Annotated in this window: 9 protein-coding genes; 6 read left to right on the plus strand and 3 right to left on the minus strand. The window is 40.8% G+C overall.

Annotation, left to right across the window (positions count from 1 at the left end; translation table 11 throughout):
• Nucleotide 1: 1 nt before the first annotated feature.
• The 3 genes from Q9Q35_RS09890 to Q9Q35_RS09900 form a co-directional block, all read right to left on the minus strand.
• A complete protein-coding gene (locus Q9Q35_RS09890; protein ID WP_304653208.1) occupies nt 2-838 on the minus strand; it encodes a proline/glycine betaine ABC transporter permease in 837 nt (278 codons plus the stop codon).
• The gene (locus tag Q9Q35_RS09895) at nt 838-2031 is read right to left on the minus strand and encodes a glycine betaine/L-proline ABC transporter ATP-binding protein (RefSeq protein WP_304653209.1); all 1194 of its coding nucleotides are present in this window, start codon (nt 2029-2031) and stop codon (nt 838-840) included. Before Q9Q35_RS09895 ends, Q9Q35_RS09890 begins: the two co-directional genes overlap by 1 nt.
• Nucleotides 2032-2322: 291 nt before the next feature.
• A complete protein-coding gene (locus Q9Q35_RS09900) occupies nt 2323-2460 on the minus strand; it encodes a hypothetical protein (protein ID WP_304653210.1) in 138 nt (45 codons plus the stop codon).
• A gap of 154 nt (nt 2461-2614) precedes the next feature.
• On the opposite strand from Q9Q35_RS09900, the gene Q9Q35_RS09905 reads away from it, so the two are divergent.
• The 6 genes from Q9Q35_RS09905 to Q9Q35_RS09930 all read left to right on the plus strand — a co-directional run.
• A complete protein-coding gene (locus Q9Q35_RS09905; RefSeq protein WP_370648899.1) occupies nt 2615-3046 on the plus strand; it encodes a GNAT family N-acetyltransferase in 432 nt (143 codons plus the stop codon).
• Between the two features lie 272 nt (nt 3047-3318).
• A complete protein-coding gene (locus Q9Q35_RS09910) occupies nt 3319-3876 on the plus strand; it encodes a LemA family protein (protein WP_304653212.1) in 558 nt (185 codons plus the stop codon).
• An 11-nt stretch (nt 3877-3887) separates the two neighbouring features.
• Nucleotides 3888-4784 carry a zinc metalloprotease HtpX gene (htpX, locus tag Q9Q35_RS09915; protein WP_304653213.1) on the plus strand — a complete coding sequence of 299 codons (897 nt, stop codon included), beginning with the start codon at nt 3888-3890 and terminating at the stop codon, nt 4782-4784.
• Nucleotides 4785-4912: 128 nt separating this feature from the next.
• Nucleotides 4913-6289: a UDP-N-acetylmuramoyl-tripeptide--D-alanyl-D-alanine ligase gene (murF, locus tag Q9Q35_RS09920; protein ID WP_304653214.1), complete on the plus strand. Its 1377-nt coding sequence runs from the start codon at nt 4913-4915 to the stop codon at nt 6287-6289.
• Between the two features lie 142 nt (nt 6290-6431).
• A complete protein-coding gene (locus tag Q9Q35_RS09925; protein ID WP_304653215.1) occupies nt 6432-7943 on the plus strand; it encodes a DEAD/DEAH box helicase in 1512 nt (503 codons plus the stop codon).
• 228 nt (nt 7944-8171) lie between these two features.
• Nucleotides 8172-14609 (plus strand): Rib/alpha-like domain-containing protein (locus tag Q9Q35_RS09930; protein WP_304653216.1); only part of this gene is annotated, 6438 nt, incomplete at its 3' end.

Raw genomic sequence — 14609 nt, forward strand, 5'->3', positions numbered from 1 at the left:
CTTACTTATTTTGGAGAGATTGGCTCAAACGATCTAAAATGATCGCTAAAATAACGATCGCTAACCCAGCAGTAAAGCCAGCCCCGGCATTATTACGGCCAACAGCAAAGTATACTTTAGTCCCTAAGCCTAAAGCCCCGATCATTGAGGCGATCACGACCATTGATAGAGATAACATCAAGGATTGAGTTACACCAGACATGATCGTATTTTTTGCTAAAGGTAATTGAAGCTTGAATAATTTTTGCCAAGCAGTTGAGCCGTAAGAATCGGCAGCCTCGATCAGGTCAGCTGGAACTTGGCGAATACCTAGATCAGTCATTCGAACTGTCGGTGGCATCGCAAAGATAACTGAGGCGATGACCCCAGGGACAGTTCCGATACCAAAGAAAGCAACTGCGGGGATCAAGTAGACAAAGGCAGGCATTGTTTGCATAAAGTCTAAGATCGGTTGGACGATCGCTTTGACTGTTTTATTTTTAGCCATCCAAATTCCAAGTGGGATCCCAAAGAAATAGACGATCACACATGAAGTTAAAACTAAAGTCAAAGTTTGTGTCATGTCACGCCAGTATCCCATGTTCCAAATAAATAATAGACCGACTAACTCAAGACTTAGTAAGCCCCATTTCTTTTGGTCCCGACGTAAGTAGTAAGTTACTAATAACAGTAATAGGATAAAGAGCCAAACTGGGAAAAGGTCAAAGACCCATTGAAAAGCATTTGCGATCATCGCAATAAAGTTTGAGATCGCATCAAAAAATTCGGTAAATTTGGCTAAGTAGTCAACTCCTGAGTTGACCCAATCTTCAAGTGGTAATTTTTGAATATTAAACATTAAGCATCAACCTCGTTTCCTGAAAGTGCAGCCAAGACAGCGCCACGAATGATGATCCCGCGGAGGCGCTGGTGCTCATCTAAGACAGCAAATGGGATCGTAGTTGTTGATATATCTGCTAAAAGATCAGTCAAGACCGTGTCAAGTGTAGTTGTTGGGACATCGGTCTGAATAACATCGTAAAGGTTTGTTTTGCCTTCTTTAAGGCATTGAGAAACATCTTGTGCAGAAGCGATACCTTTGAAACGGTATTTACTATCGACGAGATAGATCGAAGAAGTGTGATTTTCGCGCATTTCACGCAGTGCAGTCCGTGGACCAGCTTTTTCGATGTTGACCATTGCAGGGCTGATCATCACATTTTCAGCGGTCAAGATCCGACTGCGGTCAACATCTTCAATAAATTTTTCAACATAATCATCGGCAGGTGAAGTTAAGATCTCTTCTGGTGTGCCGACTTGAACGAGTTTAGCGTTACGCATGATCATGATGTGATTTCCTAATTTTAAGGCTTCATTTAGATCATGACTGATAAAGACGATGGTTTTATTCAACTCGGCTTGGATCCTTAAAAGCTCATCTTGCATTTCCTTACGGTTCAAAGGATCAAGTGCCGAGAAAGCTTCGTCCATCAATAAGACTTGTGCATCACTAGCAAGGGCACGAGCAAGGCCGACGCGTTGCTGCATCCCACCAGATAATTGATCGGGATATTGGTCGCCGTAACCCTTAAGTCCAACTAATTCAAGCGCATGTTGGGCCTTTTTGAGGCGTTCTTCTTTTGAGACACTTTTGATCTCAAGACCGTAAGCCACATTTTCAAGCACAGTATAGTGTGGGAAAAGGGCAAAGTCTTGAAAGACCATACTCATTTTATTACGTCTAAATTCAAGTAATTCTTTCTTCGATAATTTAGTCAGATCTTGACCATCAACGATGATCTGACCTGAAGTTGTAGGGATCAATTGATTTAACATCCGTAAAACAGTGGATTTACCACTACCAGAGAGGCCCATGATCACAAAGATCTCACCTTTTTCAATTTGAAACGAAACGCGGTCGACTCCGACCGTAGCTCCTGTTTTCTTCAATATTTCTTCTTTACTTAAATCTTGAGCGATCAATTTTTCAGCTTTTTCAACTTGACGCCCAAAGATCTTACTGACATTTCTTACATCAATTTCGACTGTCATAAAATTCGTCCTTTCTGTTTTTTAAGCATTTGCGCAGAAAAGTGATATAAAAACCTTAGCATATGCGTAAAAAACATGCAAATTGTGAAAGTTTTTGACAACCGCTTTCTTGGGCTTAACAATGGGAGCTAGAAAAATCTGAAATTTTTCAAAAAAAAATGAATAACAGTTTAATTTTGGGAGGAATATAGTGAATAAAAAGGCTATTATTGGGAAGTGAAACTCAAAAAAATCTCATTATTAAAAAAGCACCTGTCAAGGCAGGTGCTAGATTGTGAATATCTAACGGTATCAGCCGCGTAGGTGTTCAGCATCAGAATCAAGTTTTGCAAAGCCAGAGCCAGCTTGTGGCTTAGGTTGTTTGGCGCGAGCTTCCATTGCTTTTCGTGCCATAGCTTTACGTTCTTCTTTACTTAGTTTCTTAGCCATAATCCTTCGCCTCTTTCCGTAAAAATGATCCACGATATAGTGAAATCATTTCACACCTACATTATAGTTCTGATTTAGATTAGTTCAAGTAAAAACACTTACTTGAATAAGCTAAGATCTCTAGTTAAAATAAAATAAAATTATAGGAGGGATCATTTTGGAGATCAAAAGTAGTAGTTCACTTGAAAGTTTGATTTATACAGATGCTCTAGCTATCAGAAAAGAAGTTTTTGTTGTAGAACAAGGCGTAAGTTTAGAACTTGAGCTCGAGGATGAAAAAGGGCCAGTGTATTTTACTGGTTATCTAAACGACTTACCAGTTGCTACAGCACGTGTCAGCGAAGAAAAACCAGGTGTATGGCATATTCAACGAGTAGCGGTCAAAAAGGCTTATCGCAAACAAGGTCTAGCGAGTCAACTTTTGACTGCTATCGAAACAAAGGCTAAAGCTAATGGTATCCACACCTTAACTTTAGGAGCTCAAGATCAGGCGCAAACTTTCTATAAAAAACTGGGTTATCATATTGTTGGGACAGGTTTTTTAGATGCGGGCATCAAGCATCATCGGATGGATAAAACGATTTAACTTAAGAAACTCTTAACTTGAATCGCTAGACCAGTTGGGGTAAAATAAAAACATGCGATGAGTCGAGATAGACCAAACGATATCTATCGTTTCGCTGCGGCGACTAGTGGTCAGTGTCGATAGCAGGGCACATGTAGCTACCGGATGTAGCGTGCTTGAATGAGCCACATTGTGGAGTGTGGTCATTCTATTCAGTGATGAATACTGCGCTAGCCGAGAGTGATTGGTTTCACCCTTGGCTTTTTTTGTAACAAGATTAAGGAGGAATTTAAATGGCTTTGATTATTTTAGTCGTAGTTATCTTACTACTAGCTATCGTATATATTACGATGTATAACGGCTTGCAAAAAGCAAAGGTCTATACAGAAGAGTCTTGGAGTCAGATCGATGTGCAATTGAAACGACGTAACGATCTGATCCCTAACTTAGTCGAAACGACTAAGGGTTACGCTAAGCATGAAAAAGAAACTTTAGCTGAAGTTATCAAATTGCGCAATCAACTAGTTGCGATCCCAGATGGAGATCATCAAGCAAAGATGGAAGTTTCTAATCAATTGACGGATACTTTACGTTCGATCTTTGCTCTATCTGAAAATTACCCAGATCTAAAGGCGAACCAAGAATTTACCAAGTTAATGGAAGAATTGACTAATACAGAAAATAAGATCGCTTATTCACGACAGTTATTCAATTCTTCAGCAGCAGCTTTTAATCAAAAATTATTGACTTTCCCATCCAATTTGATCGCTAAGATCCATCATTTTACCAAGGTCGATTATCTTTCTGTTCCAGAGGAGCAAAAAGAAGCGCCAAAAGTTTCATTTGATTAAAGGGATGTAAGATGCTATATCAACAGATAGCTTCGAACAAACGCAAGACAGTTTTTGTGGTGCTGGGATTTTTGTTGCTAGTTGGTGTGATCGGGGCTGCGGTCGGGTATGCTTTTGCAGGTAGTGCAACGATGGGTGTTATTTTTGCAATTGTATTGGGCTTTGTTTACATGTTTGTCATGTTAGGGCAATCGACAGATGTAGTCATGAACATGAACAACGCCCAAGAGATCACTGATCCCAGTCAGGCACCAGAACTTTGGCACATAGTAGAAGACATGGCTTTAGTCGGGAAAGTTCCAATGCCACGGGTCTTTATTATCGATGATCCTAGTCCTAATGCTTTTGCAACAGGTAGTGATCCTGAACATGCTGCTGTAGCGGCAACGACAGGGCTGTTAGCTCGTCTGAATCGAGAAGAGATCGAAGGTGTGATGGCTCACGAAGTCTCACATATCAGAAATTATGATATTAAATTACAAACGACAGCTTTAGCATTGGCAGCAGTCGTATCGATGTTGGCTAATTTTGGGACACACTCACTATTTTTTGGTGGTAGCAGAAGACGCGATGATCGTGAAGGTGGCAATGGGATCTTTGAGATCGTTATGCTGGTCCTAGCTTTATTAGCGATCGTTTTAGGACCATTGGCTGCTTCGATGGCACAAATGGCACTTTCACGCAACCGCGAATATCTTGCGGATGCTTCGGCAGTCGAATTGACTAGAAATCCTCTAGGACTGATCAATGCCTTAGCCAAGATCTCAAATAGTGAACCGATGCAAGCGGCTGATGCAAGTAGTGCATCGATGTATATCGCTGATCCGTTCAAGGGCAAGACTTGGGCGCATTTGTTTGATACTCATCCACCGATTGAAGAACGCATTGCGCGTTTAGAAAAAATGTGATACAACGACTAGGTACTGTGTGAACAGTGCCTTTTTGTAGCTTATTATCGTTTGTGATACAATGGATAGGAACTGACAAAAAAAGTTATGTTGATCATTTCTGATCAGCAGAAAGGAAGAACACCCGCATGAAGATGCAATTATCCGAAATTGCTCGTGCTTTAGATATAGAAGCTAAAGAAACATGGGAAGATATTACGATCACTAGTGTTAGCTTTGATAGTCGCCAGTTAGAACCGGGGGCTTTGTTTGTACCATTGATCGGTGAACAGGATGGACATAGATATGTTCGTTCGGCATTAGAGAATGGAGCGAGTGCTGTTTTATGGCAAAATGACCACAGTGATATTCCAAATGATATACCCGCTTTGTTGGTCGAAGACACACTGGTAGCTTTGCAAGCGCTAGGACGTTATTATTTACAAAAGATAAATCCTAAAGTCGTTGCTGTAACTGGTAGTAACGGTAAAACAACGACTAAGGATATGATCGCAGCTATTTTGAGTACACAATTCAACGTTCAAAAAACTTTTGCCAATTTTAATAACGAGATCGGAGTTCCAATGACGATCCTATCAATGGAACCAAATACTGAGATCTTAGTTGTTGAGATGGGGATGGATCGTTTTGGGCAGATCGATGAATTGAGCCGTTTAGCACAACCCGATGTGGCAGTGATCACGATGATCGGTGAAGCGCACATCGAATTTTTTGGTACACGTGCTAGGATCGCTGATGCTAAGATGGAGATCGTAAATGGATTAAAAGAAGATGGACTTTTGATCTATAATGGTGATGAACCATTACTAGTAGAGCGGGCTAATAACATTAAACAAGCTACCTTCACATTTGGAAGTGAAACAACTGATGATCTACAAGCGACAAATATCGTAAGTGATGCTACAAAATCGAGTTTTAGAGTTGCACTATGGCCAGATGAGAACTTCACGATCAAAATGATCGGGGCTTACAACGTAAAAAATGCATTAGCAGCTTTGAGTGTTGGTAAAGAATTTATGATCGATGTTTCCCAGATGGCACAAGCTCTGGAAAATTTTGATCTGACTAAAAACCGTACCGAATGGCGTGTGGGAGTAAAGGGTTTTAAGATCTTAAGCGATGTATATAATTCTAACCCTACTGCAGCCAAAGAGGTTTTGACCGCTTTTTCGGATGTAAAAGTATCTGGCAAAAGGATCGCTGTTCTAGGCGATATGTTAGAATTAGGCGAAAATGAGCGCCAGATGCATGCTAGTTTAGCAGAAGCGATCGATCCTACAAAGATCAGTGAAGTCTATCTCTGTGGGCCTTTGATGGAGAGCTTGGCCGAGGTATTGTTAGCTAAGTTTGATAGTACGCAGATCCATTGCTACGCTCCAGATGAAAAGGAGCATCTATCAGAAGACCTCTTGACCAAGTTGACCTCAGATGACGTTGTGTTATTAAAGGCAAGTCATGGTATCCATTTGGAAGAAGTTTTAAAGAAGATTGCTAAGAGCGAATAATAATGCTATGCTATTATGATACGTACAAAATGAATAATTATAAGATGAACTTTGCGGGCTAGCGGGCTTTTGCGAAGTTTTATGGTCTGTTATTTTGTGCAGACAGGTGGCTTGGACCACCAAAACTAGGAGGAAATAATTTTTGAAATTTGATGAACTCGGTCTTTCAGAAGACCTGTTGAAAGCTGTTAAGCGCAGTGGCTTTGAGGAAGCAACTCCAATTCAGGAAGCGACGATCCCGCTGGTTCTTTCAGGCAAAGATGTGATCGGTCAAGCTCAAACGGGGACAGGAAAGACAGCTGCGTTTGGCTTACCTATCTTGGAGCATATCGATCCTAAGGAGCATGCTATCCAAGCGATCATCATTTCACCAACACGTGAATTGGCGATCCAAACACAAGAAGAACTCTATCGTTTAGGCAAAGACAAGCGTGCAAAAGTACAAGTTGTTTATGGTGGAGCCGATATTAGACGTCAGATCAAGTTGTTAAAGAACCCACCACAGATCTTAGTCGGTACGCCAGGTCGTTTATTGGATCATATAAACCGTAAGACGATCGATCTAAGCAAAATCAAGATGTTAGTTCTCGATGAAGCTGACGAAATGCTAGATATGGGCTTTTTAGATGATATTGAAAAAATCATTTCAAATATTCCAAATGAGCGTCAAACATTGCTATTTTCAGCAACGATGCCAAAAGCTATCTTGCGGATCGGTGAAAAGTTCATGACAGATCCAGAGATCGTCAAGATCAAGGCTAAGGAGTTGACGACAGATCTTGTAGACCAATATTTCATTAAAGCGCGTGATTATGAAAAATTTGATATCATGACGCGGATCTTAGATGTACAAGCGCCAGACCTGACGATCGTTTTTGGTCGGACTAAGCGACGGGTCGATGAATTATCTAAGGGATTAGAAGCACGTGGTTATAATGCTGCTGGGATCCACGGTGATCTCTCACAACAACGGCGCATGAGCATTCTCAAACGTTTTAAAGAAGGTAAATTGGATATTTTAGTCGCAACGGATGTGGCAGCGCGTGGCTTAGATATTTCAGGCGTTACACATGTTTACAATTACGATATCCCACAAGATCCAGAAAGCTATGTTCATCGGATCGGTCGTACTGGTCGTGCAGGGCATCACGGTGTTTCAGTGACATTTGTAACACCTAACGAAATGGATTATCTTCGGGTGATCGAGCGTTTGACCAAGAAACGTATGGATCCTTTACGTCCGCCGACAGAAGAAGAAGCTTTTGTCGGCCAAGTATCATCTGCTCTAGATGATATCAAGGAATTGGTCGCTAAGACAGAAACTTCTAAGTATGAGACTCAAGCCAAGGAATTATTGGCAGAATACGATGAAGTAGATCTAGTTGCTGCTTTGTTGAACAATATGACTAAAGACGATGCTAGTTCAGTACCTGTCAAGATCACACCAGAGCGTCCATTACCAAGACGTAAGAATAGTAGCACAGGTAAGTACAAACGCTATGGTAGCCGGCGTAATAATAAGTTCAATCATAAACGTGATCAAAATAGATCAAAAAATTATCGGGATAATAAGAAAAAACGTCGAAATGAGCCACGTGACCGCTTTACTAAAAAATCTGGTGAACGTAGCTTTACGATCAGAACAAAAGATTAATATCAGAAAAACATCTCAGGTTACTGAGGTGTTTTTTTGATATTAATCTTAAATGTATTTTTATTTATATTATTTTTTTAATGGATTAATAAGTTTTTATTGAACAAAATTACATAAAAGTAATTAAATCCATTGATTATTTGTTATCAAATCGCTAAAATATGTACAAGTTACCAAGCATCTCTAGAACAGATACTTGATTTCAAATAATTAATGGAAGGTGAGCGTATGCTTTCGAAAAAAAATCATTATCTTCAAGCACAAAAATTTGAAGCAAAACAACAGCATTTTGCGATCAAAAGATTAACAGTCGGTGTAGCTTCAGTCTTGATCAGCTCGACTTTTGCAATGTATGCTGGTTTACATAATGCGATGGCAGCTGAGACGACTTCACCACAAGCTGACACTGCAAGTGAGACGACGACCTCTGGCAATGAGACAGCAAAACAAGAAGTTGTTTTAAGCTCTCCAAAACAATCTGAACGTAAAATGACTTCGCCTACTCCAGTTTCTGAAGACCTAAATAATAAAAATGTTACTATGGCTGAGGAAAACAAGACAAATGATAGTAGTGCTTTAGCAACTGATAAAAATTCAAGTACTTCATCTGAACATGAAGACAAAGTTCAGAAAGTAGCGACAGAAGATACTTCAAAAGAGGGAGAAAGAAGCTCAGTAACTCCAAATTCTAGCTCAGCAAATTCAGCAAAGCAGACTGAGACAAGTCGTGAACAAACAAGTACTGAAAAAACTCCCGTAGCTACAGTTGATGGCACTAACTCCCAAGCTAAAGCTCCAAAAGCTGATCTTGTAGTTGCTACGCCTGTGCCCTCTTCTGGAGAAGAGACTACAGAAACGGTAGAGCAAAGTTCAAAAGAAGTATCATCTCAATGGCAAGCAGATGCTTCTAAGGCACTTGCTAATAAGAGTGGGTTATATACCCCACAATTGAGTTATAATCGTAAATGGTATTCGATGACGATCAATCCAGCTATGTTGACTCCAGAAGTCATGAAGGGAAATGCGATCCCTTTTACAGCAACTATCCATCGAAGCACAATGACAACTATCTCATCGCCTGCTTACAAGTTGCGCTTGCAATTAGATGCACGTTTAGCTGATAAAGTCGCTCAAGTTTCTCTTAGTCCCGAGGACCACCCAAACGAGACCGTCAATTTTACTCAAGTTAAAGAAAATAATGGAGCTTTTACTAATATCTGGGAAGCTAATGTTGTTTATGGAAGAGACGGGCTTTTTGACGGTGGTGTGATGGATTCAGGTAAGCCCGTAGTAGCTAAAAACGGAAAGATCATGCTAAAAGACACACTTGAAAATGTCTATCCTAAGTTAGCTAATATTGCAACAGAACCCCTTGGATACAATGGCTATGTTTATGATGACTCAAGTAAAACGGCATTATTGGCCACTAATAATGAAGGCTATGTGGTAGGGCCTAACGATCCTTTAGTAAAAGTACCGGTCACAAGTACTGAAGAGAGCAAGTTTATCGGAGCCCACTCCAATGTTAATTATGATCCAAGTGTCGGGAAAAATGGTGCTTTAGTTGTATACTATCAAGCACAAAAAAGCGCGATGTGGTCGTATTCAAATGATTGGCAATTTCAGTTCCATTATACGGTCGATCCCAATTTGTTACCATATTTAGAGAAAAAAGAGGATGGAGCTTATACGGTCGAATTAGATAAAGGAGTCGCTGGATTAGGGACAGCCGACGGTTCTTATGGATTTGAAGCGATCACTAATAACCTTATCAATAACATATATAAGCCATTAACTTATCATTCTAAATTAATGCAAAAGGTCGCAGATCTTCCCTTGAATTTGGATGGGACTGGAACTTTGAATCCTACGAATCTCAACGATTTTGTTCAGTTCAACAATACTCTTTTGGTCGGTGGGCGTCCGGTAATGGTACGTTTGGTCTATCACTTAAATAAGAAGCTAAATGATATCTATACAGAAATGCTTAAAAAAGGGACTACCGGTAATAATCTGCTATTTAGCCATTACTATTCTGATCCAACTGGTCGAATGCAAAAGTATTCTTTGGCAACGAGTGTTCTTAGTTTTAACGATTCTGATGGCGATACTTTGCCAAATTTAAAAGAAGATTCAGATTCTACTGATCCGTACGTTTCGACGCCAAATGTTTCAAATGTTTATGGGGATGAAAAGAAGGTTCACGGTCAATTGGTTTTCAGTAATGTTGAAAAAAATCCTCAAGTTGTGACTGTGACAGACGATAAAGGTAATGTTTTGGGTAAAACAGAAGTCACTCCTACACCGTTTGGATCTTTAGCCAAAGCTTTCCCATTTGATGTTACTTTGAATGATCAAACTTTGACAGCTGATAAAGAGGTAACTGTACGGGTCTCAAGTAAGTTAGGTAAAAGTGAAGACACGGTCGAAAACTCAGTCCCACAAAGAACAGTTTTACAAGTCAAAACAGGTCCTGTAGCTGTTAAGGATCTGAAATATCCGCTAAATGCAGTCTTTTTACAAGAGCCAAAAGAATTGATCGCAAATCACGATGTTCTACCAGCTGATGCGACTTACTCATTTGTCAAAAAGCCTGATTTAAGTACTAAGGGAACTAAAGATGCTGTTGTCAAAGTAAGTTTTCTCGATAAATTCGACCCTAATTATCGCCATGAGATCGAGGTCAAAGTACCTGTAAAAGTCGAAGGTGTCGATTTAAAGGATGGTCAATTTACACTCAAACCGTTAGTTATGCATGTCAATGAAGTAAATGATGATCTTCGTCCATTATCGCTCGAAGAGTTACAAAGTTGGCATGAAAATGATAATAGTAAAGTACTCAGTGGGCAAGCCTTGCGTTCTCTAGTCAAAAGTATCACTTGGAGTCAGAGCCCATCAACGAAAAGAGTTGGACAAGCTCGAGGAGTTGTGACAGTTACTACGAAAGATGATAAAACGATGCTTGCTGATGTACCTGTAAATATCGTAGGAGCAACAGCTAAGGTAGATTTAACGACACCTTGGGGCACACCTGTCGCAGCTAAAGATGCACTTGTTGATACAGATGCTTTAGCACAATTTGATAAGGATGGCTCTCCAGTGGAATATGCTTGGAAAGAGCCACTAGATGTAACACCTACAGCAAATGCAGATCATGTGGTGCATAATACAGTGGTAGTTACTTATGGTGATAAGACAAAACAAGATGTTCCGGTAGTCTTAACAGTCGGTCATTCTCAAGCTAGTGATTTCAATGTGGCATTAGCTCAAGTTAAAGTTCACTATGGTCAAACTGTAGATCCAGAAGTTAGTTTGACTAAAGAACAAAAAGCACAATTTAAAGTAAGTCAAGTCACTTTAGATAGACCAGTAATGACGACGAATTTAGGAAACAGCACTGCTACTGTCAGAGTTGTCTTCAATGATGGCTCGACGACTTTAGTAGAAATGCCTGTTTTAGTTGTTGGTGCAACAGCTAAGACAGATGTTACGACGGCTTGGAATGTTTTGCCAGACCCTGAAAACTTAGTGAATGATACAGCAACTTTAGCCCAATATGCTCCAACTTATACTTGGGCACAGCGACCAAATGTGACCCCGGCTAAAGAAGAAGCACATGAAGTTTTTGGGACTGTTGATGTGACATATCCAGATAAGGTAGTCCAACCTTTACCAGTAGTGTTGACAGTGTCAAACTCTCAAGCTACTGTTTTTGAAAAAGCACCTGATAAACACTTATTACCAGTAGTAGTCAATTATGGGAGTGTAGCTCCAGATGCAATGGCAGCTTTGACATCAGAAGATAAAACTCGATTTGATGTAACCAAAGTAACATTTACGACGCCAGTAGATACTATGGTGGAGGGCACTAAAGATGTGTTAGCAACTTTGACTTTTGCGGATACCTCAACTACGAGTTTACCTGTTAAAGTTGAAGTATTAGGTGCTAAAGTTAAAGATAACGTCGAGACTGCTTGGGGCAAGGTGCCAGCTGCTGAAACAACTGTGTCAAATGTCGAGCAACTAAAACGCTTTGGCACAGATTATAGTTGGGAAAAAGCACCTAATGTAACTCCAGATGCCAAAGGATCACATCAAGAGACAGGTACGCTTTTGGTAACTTACCAAAATGGAGCTACTCAAACGGTCCCTGTAGTAGTGACAGTCAAAAAGTCAGATAGTGAGAAATTTGCAACTGCTCAAGTTGTTTTGCATCCAATGACTGTTAATTATGGTGCCAAAGTTACAGCTAGAGAGGCTGATAAGGCTTTGACTGCTGAAGAAAAAACCAACCTTAAGGTAACTGCACTATCATTTAAGCAAGAAGTAGTTACATCAACGACCGGAGAAAGATCTTACCCAGTCCAGTTAGATTTTAGCGATGGCTCTGTTTTAAATTCACAAGTCCAAGTCCAAGTTCTAGGCGCTTTGGCTAAGTCAGATCTAAAAACACCTTGGGGAACCAAAGTAAATGCTGAAGATTTAGTAGCAAATGTAGCTGAATTGAACCGGTTTGGAACATCCGATCATCCAGTAACTTATCGGTGGCTAGCTGAACCTGATGTTGATCCTAAAGAAGATCAAGATCACACTGTCAGAGGTGTGGTTATGGTAACTTATGGTGATAACGCGACGCAGCAATTACCTGCAAGTTTTGTAGTCGAACCGTCTGATGCTGAGCGTTCAGCCAATGTATTACAAGGAGCAAGAACACCACTAACCGTGAATTATGGTGCTCAAGTAGTAGCCGAACAAGCACTAGGGGATTTTTCTGCTGAGGCACAAAAACAAGCCAAATTATCAGCTGCCAGATTTAATGAGCCAGTTTTAACGACTGAGCTAGGAACAAATAATCATTTAGCCACACTGACCTTTGCCGATGGATCTACTTCAGTTATGGAACTGCCAGTTAAAGTCGTTGGTGCTCAAGTAGTTCAAGGATCAAAAACACCTTGGGGTACTTTACCTGATCCAAGTACTGTTGTAACTGACCTAACTGAGCTGGCTAGATTTACTCCTAAGTACACATGGAAAGTGCAACCTTTAGTGACTCCAACAGCAACACAAGATCATCATGTTAAAGGTGAACTACAAGTTGAATTTGCTGATGGAGCAACACAAAGTGTACCTGTTGAGCTAGATGTAGCACCTTCAATGGCTGAAAAAGCTACAAAGGATCTACAGACGCAATTAGTGACAGAGGATCTAAAAGCAGTTGTCCCAGCAACCGATGCACAAAAAGGTTTAACTGAAGAGGCAAAGCAAGCTTACTCAGTTACTAAAGTACTCTTTGATCTACCAGTTGAAACAAATGAAGTTGGCGAAAAGGATTATGAGGCAACGGTCAGCTTTGCTGATGGTTCTAATACAAAAGTCTTGTTGCAAGTCAGAGTTGTTTCGCAGGCAGAAAAATATGCACCAACTGTTAAGGCTGGATTACATGTTGCAGTAGATGATAAATTGGCATCATCTGAAGTATTAGATCCAACAGTTGTTTTGCCAAAAGGCACACAAGTGGCATGGAAGACAGCAGTGGATACAAGTAAGGCGGGTCAACAAACAGGTGAGTTGGAAGTAACATATCCAGATGGCACAAAAGATACCTTACCAGTATCAGTGAAAGTCGGAACCGACGCCGAAGCAGTAACGCCAACGTTGAAACCAGAGCTAAAAGTTAAATTAGGCGAGAAGTTAGATCCAGCGGAAGTATTAGATCCAAGTGTTAAGTTACCAAAAGGCACGCAAGTGGCATGGAAGACGGCAGTGGATACAAGTAAGGCAGGCCAACAAACGGGTGAGTTGGAAGTGACCTATCCAGATGGCACAAAAGATACCTTACCAGTACCAGTGAAAGTCGGAACCGACGCCGAAGCAGTAACGCCGATGTTGAAACCAGAGCTAAAAGTTAAATTAGGCGAGAAGTTAGATCCAACAGAAATGTTAGCTTCCGAAGTTGTTTTGCCAAAAGGTACACAAGTGGCATGGAAGACAGCAGTGGATACAAATAAGGCAGGTCAACAAACAGGTGAGTTGGAAGTGACCTATCCAGATGGCACAAAAGACACCTTGCCAGTACCAGTGAAAGTCGGAACAGACGCTGAAGCAGTAACGCCAACGTTGAAACCAGAGCTAAAGGCAAAGGTAGGCGAGAAGTTAGACCCAACAGAAATGTTAGCTTCCGAAGTTGTTTTACCGAAAGGTACACAAGTGACATGGAAGACACCAGTGGATACAAATAAGGCAGGTCAACAAACGGGTGAGTTGGAAGTGACCTATCCAGATGGCACAAAAGATACCTTGCCAGTATCAGTGAAAGTCGGAACCGACGCCGAAGCAGTAACGCCAACGTTGAAGCCAGAGCTAAAGGCAAAGGTAGGCGAGAAGTTAGATCGAGCGGAAGTATTAGATCCAAGCGTTAAGTTACCAAAAGGTACACAAGTGGCATGGAAGACAGCAGTGGATACAAATAAGGCAGGCCAACAAGCGGGTGAGTTGGAAGTAACATATCCAGATGGCACAAAAGATACCTTACCAGTATCAGTGAAGGTCGGAACCGACGCCGAAGCAGTAACGCCAACGTTGAAACCAGAGCTAAAAGTTAAATTAGGCGAGAAGTTAGATCCAGCGGAAGTATTAGATCCAAGCGTTAAGTTACCAAAAGGTACA

The organism is uncultured Ligilactobacillus sp., assembly GCF_948826705.1.
GTDB lineage: Bacteria > Bacillota > Bacilli > Lactobacillales > Lactobacillaceae > Ligilactobacillus.